This window comes from Pseudoalteromonas sp. SG43-5 (assembly GCF_014164345.1).
In the GTDB taxonomy this organism is placed as follows: domain Bacteria; phylum Pseudomonadota; class Gammaproteobacteria; order Enterobacterales; family Alteromonadaceae; genus Pseudoalteromonas; species Pseudoalteromonas distincta.
Genome location: NZ_JACJFA010000008.1, coordinates 37999 through 62105, shown reverse-complemented (window position 1 = coordinate 62105; position 24107 = coordinate 37999). Strand labels below are relative to the sequence as shown.

The window sequence follows — 24107 nt, the reverse complement described above, 5'->3', positions numbered from 1 at the left end:
TAAGCCGGTATTTTTTTGTCATAAAAATGGGCTTTGAATATGTAATACTGTTAAAGTCTAATTTTAAATTTGTGAAGTAAAACAATGAAACTAAAAACAATATCTGGCGTGCTAGCCATTACTGCATTATTTAGCTTAAATACATTTGCATCGGAATCTCTTCGTGTTGCAACTTTTAATGTAAGTATGGATGCAACTAATCACACGCCTAAAGGTGAGCAAGTTAAAAGTGATGCTTTAGTTAATGCACTTAAAGCTAACCACCAGCAAGTTAAGAACATAGCGGAAATTATTCAGCGTGTTCGACCTGATATTATTTTACTTAACGAATTTGATTACATCCCAAAAGAGCAAGGCATTGAATACTTTAATCAGCATTATTTAAATGTAGGTCAGCAAAAACAAGCCGCTATTAACTACCCTTACTCTTATATTGCACCAGTAAATACAGGCCTAGCTACCGAGTTTGATTTAGATAACGATGGCAAAAAAAATGGCGTGATGGGCGATGCACAAGGCTTTGGCTTTTTTGAAGGGCATTATGGTATGGCTATTTTGTCAAAATACCCAATTAATTTTGATAAAGTAAGAACCCTTCAAACCTTTAAATATAAAGACATGCCAAATGCACAAATGCCTGTAATGCCTAAAACAGGTGAACACTGGTATAACGCACAAGAATGGCAAGCACTTAGACTCAGTTCTAAATCGTTTTGGGATTTACCTATTAGCGTAAATGATAAAACAATTCATGTTATTGCATCTCACCCAACACCGCCTGTATTTGACGGTGAAGAGGATAGAAACGGCAAGCGTAACCACGATGAAGTAAAGTTAATTGCCGATTACATTTCAAATGCTAAGTATATTTATGACGATAAAGGCGAAAAGGGCGGTTTAAAAGTTCACTCTCGTTTTGTTATTTTAGGCGATTTAAATGCAGCCCCTGAGGGGGACAAAGCCCGTACAAATACCACCGACCAATTACTTAAAAACCCACTTATCAACGCAAGCTTTGTTCCAAAAAGCGAAGGTGCTAAAGAGCAGTATGATGTGCCATATGCACAAAATTACAGTGCTAATTGGCAAGCCCGTGTTGATTACGTTTTACCATCAAACTATGGTTTAAAAATTAAGGACGGTGGTGTGTTTTGGCCTACTAAAATGAGTAGTGAGTATCGCTTAATTAAAGATAGAAACGCATCGAGCGATCACCGCATGGTTTGGCTTGATTTGGTAATTGAATAACGCCTGTTAACAAGAGAAGCGCTAGTAAACTGAGCTTTACCCTGTTTAATGGCTATTTATCTTAAAAAATTGCAATAACTTAAGTGCTTCTGCTTAAATACGGCTTAATTATAATAACCGTATAGAAGCACTATGATTTTTAATTTTTCTTCATCTAAAACGTTAGTGGCCTTAGCTGTTGCCTCAAGTGTTATGCTTGCAGGTTGTAGCGCTACCGCTAATACCTCTTCAACACAGCAAAGTGCTTTACCAGCAAGTAAGGTTGCTGCGGTTGTAAACACGCCAGCAGATATCGGCTCACAAAAAATAACGCTAGAACAAGCAATGGCCGATCCGGATTGGATGGGTAATCAGCCAGAGGGTGCTTACTGGGCGAGCGATTCGTCTACTATTATTTATGCTCAAAAAGAGCTGGGTAATACACTACGCGATTTATTTAGCCAATCGGTTACTAGCCAAACAGCAGAGCAAGTAGCTCTTAATAAACTTCATACTGTGGGTTCAAATAAAGCCGTTTATTCTAAAAATAAAACAATGGCGGCCTACACATTTAAAGGCAATGTATTTGTTAAAAACCTAAAAACCGGCGAACTTAAACAAATTACAGCTACATCAGCGGGCGAGTCAAAGCCACAATTTTTAAATAATGGCGATTTAGTTTACCGCCAAGGTAATGTATTTTTTAAAGTTGATTTAAAAACAGGCTTAACGAGCGAGCTTGCTAACTTAAAACTTGCTGATGAGCCAAAAGGTATTGAAGAGCCAAGCACTTATATTGCTAAAGAGCAGCATAAATTGATTAAATTTGTGGCGCTTCAACAAAAAAATAAAAAAGATAAGCAAGCACGCAGTGAGCAAATTAATGAACAAAACGATTCAATTGCTAATACGGCTTACTACTTAGGTGACGGTAATAAAGTTGCTGAGGCTCAGCTTTCGCCAAATGGTGATGCGTTATTAGTCGTTGTACAAAAGCAAACTGATTGGCGTGGTGATGGTGATATTATGCCAAATTACATCACTAATGATGCAACCATTGAGCCTAAAAAAGCACGCCGCCGTGTAGCTGACGCTAAAGAAGAAACCTCAAAGCTTGTCTACATCAATTTAACTAACAAAGAGCAAACATCACTTAGCTTTAATACCTTACCGGGCTTTGACGAAGATGTTTTAGCCGCAGTTAAAAAAGAAAATTATGCACGTGATGGTAAAACATATAAGTCTAAAAAGGCACCTCGTGGTATTAACCTTATTATGGACTGGGGTTTTGAGCAAAGCCCAATAGTATGGAACGATGACGGCTCGCAAGTGGCTGTAATGCTTGAAGCGTGGGACAACAAAGACCGTTGGCTTGCTACTGTAGATTTTAAAAACAACAAACTTATGTCGCAACACCGCCTGCATGACGACGCATGGATTGCTTATGCGTTTAACGACTTTGGGTGGTTACATAACTCGAACACGCTTTATTACCTATCGGAAGAGTCGGGTTACAGCCAGCTTTATAAAAAACCAGTTAATGGTAGTGCAACCGCGCTAACACAAGGCCAATTTGAGGTTTCTAACTTAACGCTTACAAGTGACGACAGCGCAATTTATTATAAAGCGAATGTTGAACACCCAGGTCTGTACGAAATTTACCGCGTTAACCCGCAAACTGGTAAGAGTGAGCAAGTTACTGACTTAAACGGCATGACCGATTACACGTTGAGCCCAGATGAAACTAAGTTACTCCTTAAGCACTCTACAATTACGATGCCTAATGAGCTTTATGTAGCAGATGCTAAAGCCAATACAAAAGCAACGCGATTAACTCATACAGTGTCGGATGAGTTTTTAGCTAAAAAGCTAACTGCACCTAAAATTGTTGCTGTGCCATCGAGCCATACCGAACAACCAATATACGCAAAAGTGTACTACCCAGCTGATTACGTTGAAGGTGAAGTAGGTAAAAATCGCAAAGCAGTTATTTTTAACCACGGCGCGGGTTACTTACAAAACTCACATATGGGATTTTCGGTTTATTTTCGTGAATTTATGTTTCATTCATTGCTCGCTGATGAAGGTTACATAGTAATGGATATGGATTACCGCGCATCTAAAGGTTACGGGCGTGATTGGCGCACCGCAATTTATCGTCAAATGGGAACGCCTGAAACACAAGATTTAGCCGATGGCGTTAAATGGATGGCGCAAAATGCCAACGTTGATACCAAAGCAGTCGGCACTTATGGTGGCTCTTACGGCGGCTTTATGACCTTTATGGCATTGTTTACCGCGCCTGAGTTGTTTCAATCGGGTGCGGCACTTAGACCTGTTACCGATTGGGCACATTACAATACAGGTTATACAGCTAATATATTAAACCATCCTGATGTTGACCCGATTGCGTATGAGCGCAGCTCGCCAATTTATTACGCTGAGGGCTTAAACAAACGTTTATTAATTAATGCCCCAATGGTTGACGATAACGTGTTTTTTCAAGACTCAGTGCGTTTAGTACAGCGCTTAATAGAGCTTGAAAAACAAAACTTTGAAACAGCTATATTCCCTGTTGAACCGCATGGCTTTGTACAGCCTTCAAGCTGGTTAGACGAATACCGCCGTATTCATAAATTATTTAAAGAAACGCTTTAAGCTTTAATTATAAAAACAAAAACGCCGCATTGGTTTAGTTAACTAATGCGGCGTTTTTATTGGGTTGAACAAAATCTAACTTTATTTTTTCTTTTTAAAGAGCTCTATAACCAGTGGTATGGCAAGCAGAGTCCCGCCAATTACACCAATTAAATGTGCATCAATAGCCACAGTGGAGTTAATAAGCTTTCCTATATCAGCATTAGGGCCGCTAAATTGCTCAAACGCTATTTTAATCCATACGCCTATAAATAATAAATAACCCGACTTAAGCCCTACGGTTATATCTTTAACTGCGCCCCAAATAATTACACCATGCAGTAGAGCACTTAATCCGGTGTAAATATGTATGTTTGGGCAAAACCAATAAACACCGAGTCCACACCACAGTGCTAGCGAAATTGCATTAAAAGCGTAGCGAGTAGGGGATGTGTATTCGCCATGTAGTAACCATATTAGTAAAACACCACTGGCATTTAATCCCAAATGAGCCCAATTAGCATGAACAAATTGGCTAGAAAAAATTCGCCACAGTTCGCCATCATCAATTAGGCTTCGGTTAAATTCAAGTAAACTATTTAAATCAAATGCAGCAAAAATGGTACTAAAAAGCAGCAAAATAATAGGCGGTAATATATAACGAGGTTGAATAGGTAAATTAAGCATTTTATTATATTTTTTTAGTCAAAATTTTTGCATATTGTGCCCGTTTAACTTTAAGATGCCAAATACAACTACGTAATTAAGTGTTTTTAGTATTTTTATGCATTTTAAACTTAACTCATTATTTGCCATTGGGCTGTGCGCAGTATCACTGCCTTCATTTGCACAGCAAACAACTCAAATTGAAACTCGCGAACCTGAAGCTGCTACCGGATTAATCCATAAAAAAGTAGTGAAAGGTGATAAATACATGGTAGCTGCGGCAAATCCATATGCCTCAAAAGCCGGTCAACAAATTTTAGCCCAAGGCGGCAGTGCCGTAGATGCTGCGATTGCTACTCAACTAGTGCTTACTTTAGTTGAACCGCAATCCTCAGGTATTGGCGGTGGTACATTTATGATGTATTACAACAAAGCTAACAATAAATTGACTAGTTTTGATGGCCGCGAAACTGCACCTGCAAATGCAGACGAAACGCTGTTTTTAGATAAACACGGTAAAGCCGTTAAATGGATTGAAGCCGTAGTAGGTGGACGCTCTGTTGGTGTACCCGGTATTTTACATGCCTTTGCAAGCGCACATAAACAATACGGTACATTACCGTGGGAAGCGCTTTTTAAACCGGCTATTGAACTTGCAGAACAAGGATTTGTAGTTTCGCCGCGTTTACATGGCTTATTAGCCCGACAGTTAAACCCTGGCGTGTTGAGCATGCCAATTATTAACGAATACTTTTACCCAAATGGTAAATTAATTGAAGTGGGTAGTGTTAAAAAGAATCAACCACTTGCTGATTTATACAAAGACATTGCAAAGCAGGGCATTGATGCATTTTACAAAGGCGAAAATGCAAAACAAATGGTTAATGCGGTACAACACTCTAAAATTGCCCCTGGTAAATTAAGCGTACAAGATTTAGCAGATTATAAAAGTAAAGAGCGCGATGCCGTATGTATTCAATACCGTGCTTATAACGTGTGTTCTATGGCACCACCAAGTAGTGGCGGCGTAGCAGTACTGCAAATGCTTGGCTTGCTTGAACATAAAGATATGAGCGCACTTAAGCCAAATGGCGAAAAGGCGATTCATTACTTTAGCCAAGCTTCGCGTATTGCATTTGCCGATCGCGATATGTACATGGGCGATCCCGATTTTACTCAAGTACCTACACAAGAGCTCTTAAACAAAGATTATATTGCCTCACGCGCTAAATTAATTACCGAAACAGACCAAAAAGCCGTAGCAGGTAATCCTGTAGGGTACTTAAGTTATGCAATGGATGATTCATACGAGTTACCTTCTACCTCACATGTATCTATTGTAGATAGTAAAGGTAATGCCGTTTCGATGACCAGTTCAATTGAAATGGCGTTTGGCTCTACAGTTATGGTTAATGGCTTTATTTTAAATAACCAACTAACTGACTTTTCGTTATCGCCACGTAAAAACGGTAAGCTTGTAGCAAACCGTGTAGAGGCTGGTAAACGCCCGCGTAGCTCTATGTCACCGGTAATGGTATTTAATAAAGATGGTAGCTTACGCTTAATCGTAGGCTCACCTGGCGGTAGTCGTATCATAGATTACGTTGCACAAGTTGTTGTGGGTGTTATTGACTGGAATTTATCAGCGCAAGACGCCATTAACTTACCCCGTACAACAAATCGTAACGATTACACCAGCCTTGAAAAAGGCACAACCATTGAAGCCATTGCGCCTGCGCTTACTAAACGCGGCCACAATGTACGTATTATTGATTTAAACTCAGGCTTACACGCAGTTGAAGTTAAAAATAATACCTTATATGGTGGCGCTGATCCGCGCCGTGAAGGTGTTGCGTTATCTGATTTAACTGATAATAACGCCACTATCAAATTTTAAATTATGTATAATATGCATGCGGGCAGTGAAGCCCGCATGTATTTTCTCTCAATGGTCTGACTAGCTTAATTGTCGTTGCAATTAAACCTCTAACACTGATAATGACAGATCATAACTTAAGACTCCGTTAAAGCCTGGAAATATGACAACTAATACTGATCCTAACTACTTATATATTCATCATTCTGGCCCCGGCCTAATTGAAACACCGCTATTAAATAAAGGCAGCGCCTTTAGTAAAAAAGAACGCGAAAATTTCAATCTTGCTGGTTTACTTCCTCCTCGCTTTGAAACAATAGAAGAGCAAGTTGAGCGTTGTTATCAGCAGTATTCTAGCTTTACAGACAACCTTAATAAGCATATTTACTTACGTGCGATTCAAGATAACAACGAAACACTTTACTACCGTTTAGTTCGTGACCACCTTGAAGAAATGATGCCAATCATTTACACGCCTACAGTTGGGGATGCTTGTGAAAAATTCTCTGACATTTACCGCAGCGCACGTGGCTTATTTATTTCGTATGAAGACAGATACCAAATTGACGACATTTTACGCAACGCTACCAAAGGTAAAGTAAAAGTTATTGTTGTAACCGATGGCGAGCGTATTTTAGGCCTTGGCGATCAAGGTATTGGCGGCATGGGTATTCCAATTGGTAAATTGTCACTTTACACAGCGTGTGGTGGTATAAGCCCAGCATACACATTGCCTGTAATGCTTGATGTGGGTACTAATAACGAAAAGCTTTTAAACGATCCTATGTACATGGGCGCACGCCATAAGCGTATTGCTCAAGACGAATACGATGAGTTTTTAGATTTATTCATTAAAGCGGTTAAACGTCGCTGGCCAAATGTATTACTTCAGTTTGAAGATTTTGCACAACCAAATGCAATGCCGTTACTTAAGCGCTACCGCAATGAAATTTGTAGCTTTAACGATGACATTCAAGGTACTGCGGCTGTAACGGTAGGTTCTTTACTTGCAGCGTGTCGCGTTAAAAATTCAACCCTTAGCCAACAAAAAGTAGTTTTTGTGGGTGCAGGCTCTGCTGGTTGTGGTATTGCTGAGCAAATTATTAGCCAAATGGTTTTTGAGGGTATTAGTGAAGCTCAAGCGCGTAGCCAAGTATTTATGGTTGACCGTTTTGGCCTACTTACAGAGGGTATGGAAGGCTTACGCGATTTCCAACAAGCTCTTGCACAACCTAAAGGCTCTTTAAGTGATTGGACTTACAGCGGTGAATACGCATCACTTCTTGATGTTATGCACTGTGCACAACCAGACATTTTAATCGGTGTTTCAGGTCAACCTGGTTTGTTTACTGAACAAGCTATTCGAGCAATGCACGCCGGTTGTGAACAGCCAATTATTTTCCCATTAAGTAATCCATCTAAGCAAGTAGAAGCGCATCCTGCTGATGTGATTAAGTGGACTGACGGTAAAGCACTTGTTGCAACAGGCAGCCCGTTTGATCCGGTAGAACACAACGGTGAAATTTTCCCAATCCCACAATGTAACAATAGCTATATTTTCCCGGGTATTGGTTTAGGTGTTATTGCCGCTAAAGCGACACGCATTACTGATGCTATGTTAAGTGTGTCTAGCGAAATGCTTGCAGAGTCGTCGCCACGTGCAAACACAGGTAAAGGTAGTTTATTACCAGCCCTTACGGAAATTGAAACGCTAAGTAAGCGTATTGCATTTGCCATTGCTAAAAAAGCAATCGAAGAGGGCGTTGCTCTTGAGATTACGGATGACGCATTATGGGCAGCAATCGACAAAAATTACTGGTTACCAAAATACCGTAACTATAAACGTTGTAGTGTTTAATAACGGTACCCGTAATTTAGAGTAAATGAGGCTGTACGCTAAGTTACAGCCATTAACAAAAAACAGGCAATTGCCTGTTTTTTTGTGCTTGTTCATATTTAATTAACCACGTAAGGTCTTTAATAATATTTACAAAATTAAAGGATCGACTTAATGAAAACACTGACTCTTGTTTTAGGTAGTGCACTGGCTTTAAACGTACTTAGCTTTGATGCACTTGCGGCAGCGACTCCCGATGCTCCTCATATTTATGTTAAGGGCGAAGCGACTCTTACTACAATGCCAGATTACGTACAGCTTAGTGTAGGTATTACCGAAGTTGATAAAGACTTAATTGCTGCTAAAAATAAAACCGACTTAACTATCGCCAAGGCAATTAAGCTCGTAAAAGAAATTGGTGTTAAAGAGGGAGATATAAACGCAGGGCAAATTTCAATAAACCGTGATAGCCAATACAACCGCACTACCGGTAATCAAGAATTTAAAGGCTTTAAGGTTTCTCGTACGTTAACAGTAAAACTCAGCGATATAAATAAATACCCAGAGTTACTACAAAGCTTAGTTAACAACGGTATTAACGAAATTAATCAAACGCAATTTTTAGCAAGCAACTACAACGAGCTGCATAAAAAAGCGCAAAAGTTAGCAATTAAAGACGCACGGGATGCTGCAAAAGAGTTTAGTGAAGATTATGACGTTGATTTAAAAGGATTATACAGCGCGTCACTAAGTCCACTCAATGTGCAGTCGCAGCCTTATATGCGCGCAGAAAAAGTAATGATGGCTGATAGCGCACCAAGTAACTATGTACCTGATGCCTACCATGCTGGAGAGATTAAAGTAACAGCGTCAAGCTACGCTGTTTACTACATAGATTAAACTATGTTTTAAGTTTTTATTTTTGGTGGTGCTCAAAACGTGCCACCAACTTCTCACCTTGCTCTTGGCTGATACGCGCTATAGAGTTGAGCATATTAGTCACTTCGCGTCTGTCGTATTCATTAGTTACATGCTCATTTATGTCATCAACAATCGCATTTAAATAATTAAATAAACTGTTTCGTGCATCGGTATCTTTATGGGCTACAAACAAAATATTTTTGAATGCCTCAAGCACGTTTGTCATTACGTATGCATCGCCTTTGGCGTAATTACGCAGCGGTGTAAAGTTGTCATGTAATAACTCATCAAAGCTTGTTTCATGAAGGTACAACAATGGGGCATTATCACTGTGCTTAAACGAGTAGTTAATATCGTTAATTGAAAGTCGTTGAATAAGTAAAATACTCAGCATATCAATTGATTTAACCGCAGTACCGGGATCGTTGATACCTGGACTCATTGCCTTAACTGCAATTTCTGATATTTGCGTTAATCCATAACGGTAATGATCGCTAATGTACTCTTCTATATAAAAAATAAAGCAGTCGAGAATTTTATTAATCAGCTCTTCATCGTTTGCTATCTCTTTATTACATTTTAAAAACGGGTAACCTTTAACTGTAAAATAGCCTTGGTTTACAGATATATACACCTTTATATCTTGCTCAGCCAAAATGGCACACAGCTTATCGGTATGTACGCCTTTATAATATCCTTCTGTTTTACTGCTAACCGAATGCCATTTGCTAAAGTCTGGAAAGTCCTCAACTGGGTTCTCTTGTTGTCTTTGTATTATTGTTTTAATTTCGTTTTTAGTTTGGCTAAACAAGCCATTTAACACGTTATCAACTTGAATAGCACGTGAGATTGAGTGTATAAAAAATACAAACAAACCTAATGAAATCAATCCAAAAACAAGTGCAAACAACACACCTATTGAAGGAATTGCCGTACTGCCACCATCAAGCTTATTAATATTTATAAGCATAATAATAGAGTAAATTATGCTGCCTAAATAAAACCCCAAAACCATTTGGTGTGATTTGCGCGTAATAAGCCCTGGCACTACGCGGGGCGATAAACTCGCGCTGGCTGAATTTAAAACCACCATTACCATCGAAAAACTAAACACGGTAAGCGAAATAATACTCCCCGCTAAAGTGCTTAAAATAGTCCGCGCGTTTTCGGCGCTATCTACAAGTACAACCGATATAAACGATTTTAGCTGCTCAACAGGGGCTAAATATTCAACCGACATTGTAATAATGGCAAATACCAAAAAGCCCACTGAAAGCATCGAAGGGTAAAAGCCAATACTGTTAATCATTTCACGGTAACTGTCGGCTACTTTACGAGGTACAAACATAAAATCCTTATGTATTTTCTACTAACTTAATACCTCTAGCTTAGCATAGGCAATTATTAAACTTCTGATAATGCTGCTCAAATTTATGTGTTATTATCACGCCCACAATAATAGAGCGCATATTTATGCGATAAAAATAACAGGAAAACGCCGTGATCATTTCAACTTATGCTGCATTACTCGCATTCTTTTACATTTATTTAAGCTTTAACGTAATAAAAGTGCGCCGTGCGGAGCAAATATCGCTTGGTGATAACGGTAATGCAACGCTACAACGTGCTGTGCGTGCCCACGCAAATTTTATGGAATACGTGCCATTTGCTTTAATTTTGCTTTTTTTAGCAGAGTACCAAGGGCTTGCTAGCCATTACTGCCATATATTAGGTGGTGCGTTATTAGTAGGGCGTGTGTTTCAAAATTTAGGCATAGTAGAAAAAAGCCTTAAATATCGCCAAATTGGTACTATTACTACATTTTTAGTCATGATTATCAGCGCCTTTGTATTACTAGTAACACGTGGCTAATTAAAGAAAAGCTAATGAGCAAAATATTTATAATAGGTTTACCGCGTACCGGCACAACCAGTGTGTGCCACGCATTTTTAGAGCTCGGCATTACAACGGCGCATACCGCGTATACTAATGCTTGTTTTGAAAATGCTAACGCGATTGCCGACACTCCCATATTTAACGACTTTAAAGCACTTGATATTCATTACCCAGACTCTAAGTTTATTTATTTAGAGCGCGAATTGAGTGCATGGCTACCTTCAATAAAGCAGCTTTTAACGCGTATGCACACTAATTTAACGCGCGGCGACGGGGGCTTTAATATTCATATAAAACGCTGTTATTTAAATACGTTTAGTGAGCTTTCGCTTGATAATATTAGCGACGATAGTTACTTAGCTCACTGCTACGAAACACATTTTAATGATGCTCAAACGTACTTTAATAACCGTGACGACGATTTTTTATCCATTGATATAGCAAAGCCTAATAGTTACAAAAAGTTGTGTAATTTTTTAGGGTTAGAAAGTGATAAAACTGATTTTGAAAAAATGAATGTGGGCGGAAAAGTCACCGCATGGAACGATATTAAACACCCGTTAAAAGTTGAGTCTACGGCTAAAGGGCGCATAGATAAATTACTGCCTTACAAGATTTTTTAAATCAAATACGTTAAAATCCCCGCATTATTATTTAAGTTGTACAGAACATGTTTGAATTAAAATACCACACCCCATTTGAATGGACCGAAGTTGTCCTTGCTGACTTTAATACTTTTTTACAAGATCATGCCGCTGCAGAAAAAAAAGCATCGGGTATGGCTATGTCTATGCTTTCGCATTACCCAGACAAACGTAAATTAGTAAAAGCCATGACCGACTTAGCATTAGAAGAATTAATACACTTTAAACAAGTGCTTAAGTTACTTTTAGAGCGCGATGTAAACTTAGGTGACGACAAAAAAGACCCGTACATAAAACAAATACGTGCACTGTTTAGACATGGTCGTGATGGTTTTTTAATGGACCGATTACTGGTTGGCGGAGTAATTGAAGCACGTGGTCACGAGCGTTTTTCTTTAGTTGCACAAGCACTTCCTGAGGGTAAAGAAAAAGACTTTTATGTTGCGATTGCCAAGTCAGAAGAAAAACATAAAAACCTTTTTGTAGAGCTTGCTTACGAATACTTTGATAAAGAAGAAGTTGATACTCGCCTAGAAGAGTTACTTACAGCAGAAGCTAAAATCTGTGAAACCATCCCATTTACAGCTGCTTTGCATTAACTAAAATTAGCGCAGAGCCTATTTTATTCGCTTTGCGCCACCTGCCTCTACTCTCATTTCTTGGTTAAACCCTTCATGAATTATTGATTTGCAATTTGCGAATCAAAATAATAAAACACACTTTCACACATCTTAATGCATTGATAATAAATACAAAAGCGTTTGGTCTCATACTTGCTACCTATACATTAAGCAAATTGAGGGAAAGGCTTATGTTAAAATTTACTTTTATACTATTACTAATATCTTTTAGCGCCGTAGGCAGTGAAAGTCATTTAGATTATATAGAAAATGCAAATGGTGAGCGGGTACAAAAAGTATCACACTTAGTTAAATGGACACATACTCGCTTTGTGTTTACCCGTGATATTTCGCGTATAGCACTTGGCCACGAAACAACGCTTGATGTGAACGTGGTTAATGGTCGCGAGCTACTAATTTTAGCTAAAAAGTTGGGCCGTACATCTATGATGGTGTGGTACGACGATAAAAGCTCGGAAACATTTTTACTTGGTGTTACCGAAGACTATAGCGTACTGGAAAATGCCTTAAACGATATTCACCCTGACGTGCAACTAACCATAGCACCTGATCGCCATGCTGTTGTATTACGCGGTGAAGTACCTACTATAAATTATCGTCATGCCGCTTATGAAGCTGCAAAAAACTATCTATACGCCAGTAGCTCACAAGCATCACAACCCGTTATTACCTCAAACCCTAACCAAGGAATGTTTAATTCTCTCGCTCAACGCTTGCAAGGATTGGGTAACGCAAACGGTGGTACCTCTCAAAACTCGAGCAAAGTCGCTATTATTAATTTAATAAAAGTAACTCAAGCACCCAAGCCAAAAGAAGAACGTATTAGCGAAGTAATTAAATCAATGGGCGCAGATAAAGTGACCATTAAACGCATCTCGGTTGATGAGCTATCAAATGATGATAGCGATGTATTTTTACTGTCAGGCTCTGTAAAAAATCAAATAAAGCTAGTGCGCTTATTAAATACAATTAATAAATTATTCGAACCAGAGCAAGCATTACAAACTCAGGGATCTCCTCTTGATCCTAATAATTTAATGGGCGGCGCAACGCAGGATAAAAGCGCAGGTATTGAAGTGCTTGCCAACGAGTCGGGTGGGTTAATAAACGATGCTACATCAGGGTTAAACTTAAGTAATGTAAGTTCTAATATTGCCAGAGCAACGTTGCTTTCAGTGGCTGGCGGTAAAGTTTTGTCGAGCATTGAAGTTGAAGATTTACCTCAAGTGCGTGTGTCGGTGCAATTATACGAAGTAAATCAACGTAGATTAAAGCAATGGCGCCCAGATATTAGCGTGCTCTCTAATGGGTATGAAAAAGAAGCGGGATTGTTTGGTCGTGACGGTATGACTGAACGCGAATCAGGCTCTGCAACAATAGAAAATGCGCTGCAATTAATTGGCGGTCAATTAACTAATAACTTACAGCTTTCTACCTCACAGTTTGCCATTGATATGTTGTTTTCATTACTTGAACAAGAAGGTATTTCTCGAACGCTTTCTCGCCCTACAATCACGGTTTTAGCTGGTGAAAGTGCCGTATTTAAGGTCGGTGGAGAAGTACCCGTACCTACAAGTTATAGCCCTTCAGGAATTACAAGCGGGCAGCAAGGTAGTAGTGGGTCGGTGTTTAGCGGCACAGAATTTAAATCATTTGGAGTTGAATTAAATGTACGCGCCATGGTTGACGACAAAGACAGAATCACACTTGATCTAAACCCAGTAATTTCGCTACCCGATACCACGTTAACCGCCGAAATTGCACAAAGCACAGGCAGCAGTTTGAACAGTAGTGCATTTAATACACGCAGCATGCAAACATCAACGCGTTTAAAAGACGGACAACCTCTTATTATTGGTGGCTTAATTAGCACCGATAACAATGCAAGCCACGACTTTGTACCTGATGGCAACGGCAATAGCATGCTAGGAAAGTTAAGCGAAACAACCAGTAAAAGTGAAAACAACCGCGAGCTTATAATTGTTGTAACTCCAAACCTGGTGCGTGAGCCAATTAATACCTTACGTTCGTGGGAACAGGCAAATATAGACACCCAGATACTTAGCTATATACAGGAGCAAGGGCTATGAAAATACTTTATATAATTTTACTGCTTACTTTATCGGGTTGCGCTCATATTGATTACAAGCCAACAGTAAATCCTTACAACGCGCTGGGTGACATAGTTAAAAAATACCAATTAAATGCCCAACCATTAAAGTGCGAAGGTATTAATGCAAGTGACTGTTTGAACCTTGTGCATGAGGTGAATCAGTTAATGCTTGAACACCCCGATAACACGGCAATACTTTCAATATCGGCATATGTACTTTATAAAAGTGGCCGTGCTAATCAGTCTCAACAGGTTATAAACACTTTGCTTAATAAAGCTAACCCGCCGTTAAACGCAATTACTTTAGGAGTCACTTTAGCAATTGAGCAAGGCAATTTAGCTAAAGCGAAAAGCATTGCCCAATACGGCGTAGATGTTTTTGGTACACATGCTTCACCATACCTGCAAATGGCCTCTATACATTATGCCCAGGGTAACTACGTTGTAGCTTCAAACTATTTAGAGCTTTCGGTTAAGTTTGGTTTAAATAGCACCGCCTATTTTTACCATAAAGGCCTAATTGAAGAAGCTAATACCAATAATTTATTGGCCTGTGGCTATTATGAGCAAGTTTTACGTGTCGAACCCACGCATCAAAAAGCACTTGCTAGGCGCGGTAAACTCTCTGTTTTAGGTAATTGTTATTCTTAAGGCCTTCGGGCCTTTTTTTATACCTAAAATTTGGCATTATTAAGGAGCCAAAACCACTTTATTATTTATCAAAAATAGTAGTAGAGCTTACGCTAATCATACGTTTTATAAGTTACCCCACAAGACTGCTTCTAATATTTAACCCTTTTTGAATACCTATTAGTTTTAATAATTTAACAGAGCGTCTCTAGGGTCTGTTGATCTTTAAAGGTTAAATTTGCAGCAGTCTGTTTGGTATTTAGGCAAGGCAGAGCCTATGTAGTGTGGTTATTCCCCATAAATGGGCGATAACGTAGCATTAATGCCAAACAGGCGCTGCCCAAAGGGTTCTTTCTAGGGGCTATTTACTCTTTGTTGCTCGGTTTTTACTTAGCCCACTAGGTTACAAACCTCGCGCCGCGATTAAATAGCCCCTAGTTTGAACAAATTTTAATCCGCAAAGATCAACAGACCCTAGTATTAAGTATCTAAAAATTATTTTTTAATATTGATTTGCATTTTGCAAATCAAAAGTAAAAACAGCTAAAGAACAAATAATCTAAACACACTAACCACATGTATTTAAAGGATTTAATTAGTTGGCATGGTCCTCGCTATATATAAAGTGAGCATAAGCTCTTCTAATTTAAAGGCTACGATTATGAAAACTATTAAACATAACTTAAATAGCAAAAAGCAAAAAGGTTTTGTACTAACGTCAGAGCTAATCATTCTTTCTACTTCAATGGTAGCGGCACTTGTAATTGGTTTATCTACATTACGTGACTCGGTAACCAGCGAACTTGAAGATGTAGCTGAAGCAATTGGCTCACTTGACCAAAGCTATGTATTTGACGGGATGATTAACGCCGAAGGCACAGCTGAAGTGTCTGGCTCAGGCTTTGTAGATTCAGTTGACGTGTACGCAGGCGATGGTAGTTCATTCACTTTTGTTGCATCAGACTTTAGTGAAAGTGCCGCACTTGTTAATGCAACACCAAGTGGTGATGCTGCAACGCGTACAACGGCAGGCGGCTCACAAGGTAACTAACGCAAGGTAACCAGGTTTGAATACCAAGCTTAAGGCTCACTGCCACAAAATTGTGGCAGTGAAAGTTACTCTGGAGGAATATTATGAAAAGTAAAAGTAACAAAGGCGCAACCACAGCGGCTCTCACATTACTCATCACCTCTGGCATGTTAGCTTCGGCTTTGGGTATTAGACAGGTAAACGATGAAAATAGCGTAACAGCTTGGGTAGTAAACAAAAATATGTCGGCCGGTCAAACAGTAACCGTTCACGATGTTGAGCAAAAGAGTATAGATCCAAGTAACTATTCAAATATTGCACTGAGCGTTCAAAACCCACGTGCATTAATTGGTCAAAAATTAGCAACTAATAAAATGGTTGAACAACCATTATTTGACACAGATTTTATCAGAGCGAAAAGCCAAAATTTATCAGAAGCCATACCGGCAGGGCGTGTTTTATATACTTTAAAACTAAACACCTTGGATATTCCGCTTTCGCGCATACACAAAGGTGACCGACTCGACATAGTCGCTAAAACTAATCGCTTAGTAAGAACCGTTGCCCGTGATGTACAGCTTATTGGTGTTTCAAAAGGTCCTAAATCGCAAGCTGCTAAAAGTGGCGTAATGGATAACTTAGCTAAAGAGTCTAATTCTGCTGCGGGCGGTGTTTCGTTAGTCCTTGCGGTACTTCCAAAAGATGTTTATTCGTTGGCGGGTATAGATAACGCCGACAAAGTTTCAATTATTGTGCATAGCGCTTATGACATTGAACAAGGTCGTTTGCAAAACTTTTCACGCTTACAAACCAGTCGCACAATCGAAGTGGTTAAAGGCGTTAAAAATGAAGCTGTATATGTAGCTAAGTGAGTTTTTATGTTTAATTTATCAAGCAAACATGAAGAAGTTCAAACAAGTTTAAGTACCTTTGAAGAGCTTAAAAAGCTATTGCACGATGCCGTTATCGAAGAGTACGAACAAGAACCAACCGCGCTTTTATCAAGTAATGTTCTCGAAAAAATCTCTGCGTTGTGTAGTGAAATTCCACAATTTAATCAATCTTCATTTAACCAACATCAACAAGAGCAGGTTGTGCAGGCTGTTTTTGATGAAATTCAAGGCTTGGGACCTATTGCACAGTTTATGCTGGACGATCAGGTTAGTGATATTTTAATAAACGACACGCAAGATATATGGATTGATAAACAAGGCAAACTACTTTGCACTGCCAGTAAGTTTGATGACGAACGCCATTTACGCCGGTTTGTTGATCGCTTACTTGATGGTTGTGGCCGACAAGTCAATGCGCTTATGCCGATTGTTGATGGCAAACTAAAAGATGGTAGCCGAGTTCATATTATTGTACCGCCTGCGTGTACCAGCGCCGCGATTGTATCTATTCGTAAGTTTAATCATAAAAAAATAAACGATGACTTTTTAGTTAATAATCATTTTTTAGATAAAAACATCTTATTATTTTTAAAAAGTGCAGTTAAAACAGGCGTTAATATTTTAGTCTGTGGCAATGCGGGGGCTGGTAAAACGTCATTATTGAACGTACTTGCCAACTCAATTAATCCAAACGAACGTGTTGTAACCATTGAAGAAAGCGCTGAGCTTAATTTGCATCACAACCATGTTGTGCAATTGGAAGCCCACGACACTAACAGCGATGGTAAAGGTGCAGTAAGCCTAAGAGATTTAGTAAAAGCAGCCCTTAGAATGCGCGCAGATAGAATACTTGTAGGTGAGGTACGCTCAGGCGAAGTAATCGATATGCTCCAAGCAATGAACTGTGGCCACCAAGGTTCGATGACGACCATACATGCTAACAGTGCAAATGATGCCGTTATTCGTTTATCTACCTTAGTGCAGTTACACAATGCACAACTGAGCGATACCCATACAAGTTCGCTAATCGCGTCGAGTATTCAGCTCATAGTTCATGTTTCTCGCTCAACTAATGGCATCCGAACTCTAAAAAGTATTGGTGAAATTAAGCGTGTTAATGGCGGCGCACATTTCAGCCCCCTTTATAGTATTAACGAAGCAGAGCCTGTACAAAGTGAACTAATAGATAACTCAAGTGTTATTGAGTTTATGAAAGGTCAAGGCGCAAATGCACAAGAATTGAAAGCATTACTGCACAATAACCCGGAGGCTAACAATGACTAAACTTGATTATTTATTAGCTATTGCGGCGGTTATAACTTTTGTACTGGCTGCGAGTGTATTGGCTTCTTTGTATGTGAATAATAAAAGCAACCAAAGCACTAAAAAAGTAGATATTTTAGAAGAAAAAGACGTCCTTACTTTGTCACTACGAGTATTAGGCTTAAACATAAGTAACGCTTGGTTTATAAGCATGGCGTGCTCGCTCTCTAGTAGTTCATGGTTTTTAGCTAAATTATATTACCCTGAGGCATCAACCAGCGCATTTATTATTTCAATCGTGGTTTTTGTAACGTGTTTTATAACTGTGATTGACTTGGCTCATTATAAATTAGCAAAATTTGAGCATCATTTTTTAGAATTTATTGAAACCGTACAATCGTGTTTAAGTACGGGGCTGTCGCTACAACAATCAATGCAGTTTGCTGATGAACATGCTGACCCATATATAAAAAAACAAAGCTCTTTGCTATTACAACGTATGAGCATGGGTAGTGACGCCGAAACGTCGTTTGCTCCGTTAATTGAAAGATACAACTGCGAGACCGTAAGATTGTTTGCTCATAGCATCATCACACATACACAAAGCCAGTGCGATTTAACTGAAATGCTAAAAAGCGTATGCAACATGATGTCGCTAAGAACCCTCGACCGCCAACAGCTAAAAGCTAAGCTTTCCGGTACTAAATACGCTGCTGTATTTAGTGGTTTTTTACCTTACGCACTAATTCCTTTATTTAGCTATACCGATCCAACCTGGTTTGAACCTTTATTAAACGATCCTAATGGGATTGCATTTATAACGGTTGCGCTTCTTTGTCAGCTATTTGGCTTTTTATGGCTACGCCTTAGCTTAAGGGTAACATTATGATTGATATACTTTTACTTATCGGGCTTTTAGTAAGTATGGGCTCATTTATCCATATTCATAGGCAATCGCTTAAAGTCGAATTAGATAAACCCGATACTAAAAACATTAACTGGTATCCGCTAATTATCATCTCTAAACGTCAACTAAGACAAGCAGGGATTCAAATTAATAAAATATTAATAAGCCTGTACTGCTTTAAAGTGGCTGCTACTTTTAGTGCATTTACGGTTATAGAGCTAACAGGGTATGAGCTGAGCCAATCGATTAAATTATTACTGTGTTTTATGTGTTTTTTTGCACCCGAATGCTGGTTTTTATTACGTAAAAATCAACGTCAAACCACTATAAATAACAGCTTAGAGTTTTTTTTACGGGTGTTACTGGTTTACATGCGCGCCGGGTTTTCGTTAGAACGTTCATTTGCACTGGCGGTTGATCATGGATTGAGTCAAAAACACCCATTATACAAAGAGCTAAAGTTATTTTTATTCGAACTAAGTGCAGGTAAAGATCGTGAATTTGCATTTAATTCACTTTTTGAAAGAACCGGCGTATTAGGAATTAAAAAACTCGCAAACTTAATGTTAATAGGGTCAAAACTTGGTACGCCACTTATCCAAGCAGTAGAGGCTCAACTTGAAGGCCTAGCTTTAAAAAAGAACATTTTACTCGCTAAAAAGGTAAACAAAAAAGCGATGCACACAACCTTTCCCATTATCTTAATTTGTTTTCCGATGTTTTTGGTATTGGTGTTTTTTCCCGCAGCATTACAAGTAATGAACGTACTTAAAATGCTTGTAGAAGTGTTATAGGAGCCTGATATGAAAAAGCATTATCAACAAGGGTACATACTTACTATTGAGCTTATATTAATTATAACTATTTTAATTATTGGCTCAATTGGTGGGGTGATTTTAGTAAGGGATGCCCTTATTAAGCGCCATCAAACTAAGGTAGATAATCAAATTACTGTAGTTGATGCTAACAATAGACCACTCGGTATTGCAGTAAGTTTTGATGAGCATCAAGCACCACTCATTTTTTTTACAGATCGTGGAGCAAACAACACGTACAGGGCATTAATAGGCATACGAGATGATAGGTTTACCTCACGAGAAGCTGTTTATTACGATGCTCCAAATTGCCAAGGTAACCCGTGTTTAAAGGGCTTAAGCGACGAAGCAACAGACAGCCAAGGTGTCAGCAAGTTAAATAATACCGGTAATGTAAGTTATATAAATGCGCTGCAGCAAGGTCCAAATTACGCAATAGGGCAGTTAGGTAACAGCGTTATTGGTCAGTTATTAAGAAGCACGCCACAACAATGCCCTGCTAATAGTGAACAAATTCTATCTCGTTATGTATCCCAAAAAGTAGTAACAGGCTCACCTTGTGAAAGCTTTGAAATAGATAAGCAACCAGCCGACAGCAGTTGTTTAGTTGGAGTAACAGCTTTAGGAAATCCACTTTTAGGTACAAGCGATCAAGGTTTATCACAATCGTGTGATACATGCCAAACAGGGTACGAATCGCAAGGTGACATACTTGATTTATATTTACCTCAGGTAGAACCGCTTTTAAATACAGCCCTTAATGCGCTTTCATTAGTAGGTATAGGCACAAACGTTGATATAGAGCTTGGCACAATATGCTGCCCAGAAGGTACACGCTTAGAAGATGATGAAAACATTGTAGAAACACTTGTTTTCACTATTTTACAAACCACATTTGAGCTGGTCGGTATCGATTTAGTAAATAACCTTATCATTAGTGAAACACTGAGCTTAATAGGGATTGAGCCAGGTATTACATATTGCAAAACATCACTTAATTTAGTTAATGCAGAACAAGTAATTAATATCACCACAGGCGAACCTGCTCTTAGTAGTTTAACGCCACCATTTAAAGTTTTACTGCCAGTACATAGCGGCCAAAACAGGACAACGTGGATACATACTCCCCCAAAAGGGGAAGGAGAACGTCAATGAACGCCTCAAATATATTTACCTCACATGCTAATTTAGCAGATACACCAACTGATGAAATATCAACAGAAATTAAAGAAACGCTAACGCTACTAAAACAGTTTTATGATGTTCCAATTGTTAAATTTATCGATTTTAGAGAGGTTTATTCAGAGCAGTTAATAACCTGCAACGATAAAGAAAGTGTCGAAAATGAGTTATTAAGCTATCAACTACGCTGCACACAAGAAAAACTATATTTATTTGAAGATACTTTTTTTGATGATGTATCAAACAACACGCACAAATTAATTCGCTTTTATGCACAATATCCAATTTATAGTGTCACTAATAAATTAATTGGCGTAGTGCTGATGGCTGATTTAGCACCTAAAACATTAATAGGTTCACAAAAAAATCAGTTTATTTCATTTGCTCAATTATTGCAGACACAGTTAAATAAAAATTCAGATTCAGTAAGTAATCAAAGTACTAATCCTGTGAAAAAAAATTATGGGGAAAAGTATATTCATGTATTTAGTTTAGCGCCCGTGGCATTCTTAATTGCATTAGTATTATGCTCATTCACTGCATTACTGCTTTATACTATAGAAAAAAAGGAGCTGCAAAGTAATTACAATGAACAAACTCAGCAATTACGTAAAACATTATTTAATGCTCTAGAGCGATTTGATAATCAAGGATTATATATATCGCAAAAAGATTTAGTTATCGCAGGCTTTTTACAAAGCCAAAATAGCTATACAAAAGAGCAGCTTAATGATTTAGTACAGAGTCAGGTTTCACAAAGCTTAACTTATAAAGGGTATATTGTGTTTGATTCTGAGTATAACCAACTTGCACTTTGGTCAAAAAATAATTTTGATTTAGCCGCGTATGGATTTAAAAACTGGTTAGAAAAATTCAATAATAGAGCGAATAAACAAGCAGTAGAAGTATTTACTGTTGCAGATACGGCCTTCTTAATTTCTGAAATAAAAATTAAACAAGGCTCTATTTATACACTTACAGCATTTGATTTAAGTAAGTTTTTAAAAGCCGTTATTGGCAAATTAAACACTGAAAATTATAACGTTTTTATAGCAACACCACAGTTTACTTTAGGAAAACAAGGAGAAGTTAGCCCGAGTATAATTAAAAATAGTATTAGCGCTTTAAGTAGTCGTTTTCCACCTACATGGCGCTTACATGTGCAACCTATGAATAAAATAGTACGCCCACAAATAACTAAATATAGTTTAATTAGATTAGGGTTAATCTCTTTTTGTGTATTTGCCTTTGTGTATTATTTTTTACGTTTGCCAAGACGTTTACACAACGAAATAAAACAAAAAAATCAGTTAATACTCAATAGAGAAGAGCTTTTTTCAAGTTCTCTTGATGCACTGCCGCATGGGTTTGCTATTTTTAATAGCCACGAATTTCCTGTGATTACTAACAATGCATTTAATCTTTTATTTGCACAGGTGAATAAACAAAACAGTCAGCTATCGTATAGCCAGCTGGTAAGTATTGCGCAGCAGAATAATATTATAAATCACTACCATGAACATCATAAGCTTGATGATGATCGTAACCAATTAATAGATATAGGTTTTACAGACGGGAAGTGGATAACTGTATTACAAAGACATACAGATTTTAATGGTTTCGTTTGCTACTTTAGAGATGATACAGAGGCACATCAAAAAGAATGTTTACTCGCTGATGTTCTTGAAAAATCAAAACAGACAAATCAATTAAAAGAAAAATTTGTTACAAGGCTTAGCCGTCAATTAAAAACGCCTTTATCATCTTTAAAGTCATTAGTTGAAATATCTAAAGATCCAATAAGCTTTAACGAATTTAAAAACAATGTGGGGAATATTTCTGATGCATGCGACCAGCTCGAAAGTGTAATTCAACAACTCGTAAATATAAATAAATCGGAAATAGGTAAGTTAAAACTGCAGGCCAAAAACGTTAACCTGAATCATATGATCAATAATAATATTTCGATTTTAACTAAAGAAGCTGAAAACAAAAAAATAGTTCTTAAAAATAATATTACGCCTGGGTTAACCGTGGTAAGCGATGAAAAGTTAATTTCTCAATTGGTTATTCAGTTAGTGACAGAGGTTTTGGATTCGTCAAATAATACAACGCTATCTATTAACGCTCAGATTAAAAATGAAAGTAACCGTAATTACTTACACCTAGACTTTTCATTAAGCAATTTAATCGACAGTAGTTACTTTATAACTGAGCTTAAAAGTATATCGGGTGATGATATAGCACGTCTCATAGATGATAAAGACGTTTCATTAGAGTTAAAGTTTTTTATCTCAATATTTAAAATGTTAGGTGGTAAAGCGATAACTGTAAGTAGTAACGCGAATAAATCAACGATAACGCTTTCTATGCTGGTAAACAAAGTAACGAAGCAAGATAAAGACAATGTGCAAAAAGTACCAAGTAGCTCATTAAATACTGATTTAGTAAAAGCGAGTTTAGTGACTAAAAATCACCAAAACACGCTACTACTTGTTGATGACGATCCACTTGTAGAAATTGTGATTAGGGCAATGCTAAAAGATCAGAATATCATAATAGATTACGCATGCAGTGCGATAGAGGCTATGTTGATGGTTTCGCAAAATAGTTACGACATTATTCTAATGGATATAGTAATGCCAGAATTGTCGGGAACTGACGCTATGTTAAAAATTAAAAAACACAGTGATAATTCTAAAACTAAAATAATTGCGCATACATCGACACCCGATACAGAATCTAAATATGTAAATCAGGGCTTTGATGACATGCTATTAAAACCTGTAAAACAAGGCATATTAATAAACCAAATAGCACGTATTTTAAAAAGATAGGCCGCTATACCAACCGCCTTAATGTGGATTTTATGTAACGATAAAATATTAATGCCGGTTGGTGTTACATATAGCGTAATATATTCGAGGTA

At 38.1% G+C, this 24107-nt stretch carries 19 protein-coding genes; 17 read left to right on the top strand and 2 right to left on the bottom strand.

The window, feature by feature from the left end; all coding sequences use genetic code 11:
- The first annotated feature begins 84 nt into the window (after positions 1 to 84).
- Together H5161_RS10475 and H5161_RS10470 are read left to right on the top strand one after the other, a co-directional pair.
- Positions 85 to 1248 carry an endonuclease/exonuclease/phosphatase family protein gene (locus H5161_RS10475; protein WP_182769229.1) on the top strand — a complete coding sequence of 388 codons (1164 nt, stop codon included), beginning with the start codon at positions 85 to 87 and terminating at the stop codon, positions 1246 to 1248.
- A 132-nt stretch (positions 1249 to 1380) separates the two neighbouring features.
- A complete protein-coding gene (locus tag H5161_RS10470) occupies positions 1381 to 3885 on the top strand; it encodes a prolyl oligopeptidase family serine peptidase (protein WP_182769228.1) in 2505 nt (834 codons plus the stop codon).
- Between the two features lie 81 nt (positions 3886 to 3966).
- Here the strand turns inward: H5161_RS10470 and rrtA are convergent, their stop codons facing one another.
- Positions 3967 to 4551: a rhombosortase gene (rrtA, locus tag H5161_RS10465; protein WP_182695941.1), complete on the bottom strand. Its 585-nt coding sequence runs from the start codon at positions 4549 to 4551 to the stop codon at positions 3967 to 3969.
- Positions 4552 to 4648: 97 nt separating this feature from the next.
- On the opposite strand from rrtA, the gene ggt reads away from it, so the two are divergent.
- The 3 genes from ggt to H5161_RS10450 all read left to right on the top strand — a co-directional run bounded on the left by ggt (position 4649) and on the right by H5161_RS10450 (position 9143).
- A complete protein-coding gene (gene ggt / locus H5161_RS10460; RefSeq protein WP_182769227.1) occupies positions 4649 to 6427 on the top strand; it encodes a gamma-glutamyltransferase in 1779 nt (592 codons plus the stop codon).
- Between the two features lie 142 nt (positions 6428 to 6569).
- Positions 6570 to 8264: an NAD-dependent malic enzyme gene (locus tag H5161_RS10455; RefSeq protein WP_182769226.1), complete on the top strand. Its 1695-nt coding sequence runs from the start codon at positions 6570 to 6572 to the stop codon at positions 8262 to 8264.
- Positions 8265 to 8417: 153 nt separating this feature from the next.
- The gene (locus tag H5161_RS10450; protein WP_024596616.1) at positions 8418 to 9143 is read left to right on the top strand and encodes an SIMPL domain-containing protein; all 726 of its coding nucleotides are present in this window, start codon (positions 8418 to 8420) and stop codon (positions 9141 to 9143) included.
- 16 nt (positions 9144 to 9159) lie between these two features.
- On the opposite strand, the gene H5161_RS10445 is transcribed toward H5161_RS10450, so the two are convergent.
- The gene (locus H5161_RS10445; RefSeq protein ID WP_182695943.1) at positions 9160 to 10512 is read right to left on the bottom strand and encodes a DUF2254 domain-containing protein; all 1353 of its coding nucleotides are present in this window, start codon (positions 10510 to 10512) and stop codon (positions 9160 to 9162) included.
- Between the two features lie 152 nt (positions 10513 to 10664).
- Here H5161_RS10445 and H5161_RS10440 point away from each other — a divergent pair, with 152 nt between their 5' ends.
- From H5161_RS10440 to H5161_RS10385, 12 genes are all read left to right on the top strand, one after another.
- Positions 10665 to 11036: an MAPEG family protein gene (locus tag H5161_RS10440; protein WP_002962524.1), complete on the top strand. Its 372-nt coding sequence runs from the start codon at positions 10665 to 10667 to the stop codon at positions 11034 to 11036.
- A gap of 14 nt (positions 11037 to 11050) precedes the next feature.
- Entirely contained in the window at positions 11051 to 11683 is a 633-nt protein-coding gene (locus H5161_RS10435) for a sulfotransferase (RefSeq protein WP_182769225.1), read from the top strand.
- A 47-nt stretch (positions 11684 to 11730) separates the two neighbouring features.
- A complete protein-coding gene (locus tag H5161_RS10430; protein WP_182769224.1) occupies positions 11731 to 12303 on the top strand; it encodes a tRNA-(ms[2]io[6]A)-hydroxylase in 573 nt (190 codons plus the stop codon).
- 212 nt (positions 12304 to 12515) lie between these two features.
- Positions 12516 to 14435 (top strand): pilus assembly protein N-terminal domain-containing protein, encoded by a 1920-nt coding sequence (locus H5161_RS10425; RefSeq protein WP_182749449.1) that lies wholly within the window; start codon positions 12516 to 12518, stop codon positions 14433 to 14435.
- The gene (locus tag H5161_RS10420) at positions 14432 to 15109 is read left to right on the top strand and encodes a lipopolysaccharide assembly protein LapB (protein ID WP_138489063.1); all 678 of its coding nucleotides are present in this window, start codon (positions 14432 to 14434) and stop codon (positions 15107 to 15109) included. Before H5161_RS10425 ends, H5161_RS10420 begins: the two co-directional genes overlap by 4 nt.
- A gap of 640 nt (positions 15110 to 15749) precedes the next feature.
- Positions 15750 to 16139: a hypothetical protein gene (locus tag H5161_RS10415; RefSeq protein ID WP_101216677.1), complete on the top strand. Its 390-nt coding sequence runs from the start codon at positions 15750 to 15752 to the stop codon at positions 16137 to 16139.
- A gap of 83 nt (positions 16140 to 16222) precedes the next feature.
- Complete coding sequence (locus H5161_RS10410; RefSeq protein WP_007586678.1) at positions 16223 to 16990, top strand: hypothetical protein; 768 nt, start codon at positions 16223 to 16225, stop codon at positions 16988 to 16990.
- A 6-nt stretch (positions 16991 to 16996) separates the two neighbouring features.
- Positions 16997 to 18295, top strand: coding sequence for a CpaF family protein (locus H5161_RS10405; RefSeq protein WP_182769223.1), 1299 nt, complete (start codon positions 16997 to 16999; stop codon positions 18293 to 18295).
- Positions 18288 to 19163 carry a type II secretion system F family protein gene (locus H5161_RS10400; protein ID WP_182769222.1) on the top strand — a complete coding sequence of 292 codons (876 nt, stop codon included), beginning with the start codon at positions 18288 to 18290 and terminating at the stop codon, positions 19161 to 19163. The genes H5161_RS10405 and H5161_RS10400 overlap by 8 nt, the downstream gene beginning before the upstream one ends.
- Positions 19160 to 19975: a type II secretion system F family protein gene (locus tag H5161_RS10395; protein WP_169043649.1), complete on the top strand. Its 816-nt coding sequence runs from the start codon at positions 19160 to 19162 to the stop codon at positions 19973 to 19975. The genes H5161_RS10400 and H5161_RS10395 overlap by 4 nt, the downstream gene beginning before the upstream one ends.
- 9 nt (positions 19976 to 19984) lie before the next feature.
- Complete coding sequence (locus H5161_RS10390) at positions 19985 to 21151, top strand: hypothetical protein (protein WP_182769221.1); 1167 nt, start codon at positions 19985 to 19987, stop codon at positions 21149 to 21151.
- Positions 21148 to 24015 (top strand): hybrid sensor histidine kinase/response regulator, encoded by a 2868-nt coding sequence (locus H5161_RS10385; protein WP_182769220.1) that lies wholly within the window; start codon positions 21148 to 21150, stop codon positions 24013 to 24015. The genes H5161_RS10390 and H5161_RS10385 overlap by 4 nt, the downstream gene beginning before the upstream one ends.
- Positions 24016 to 24107: the final 92 nt, after the last annotated feature.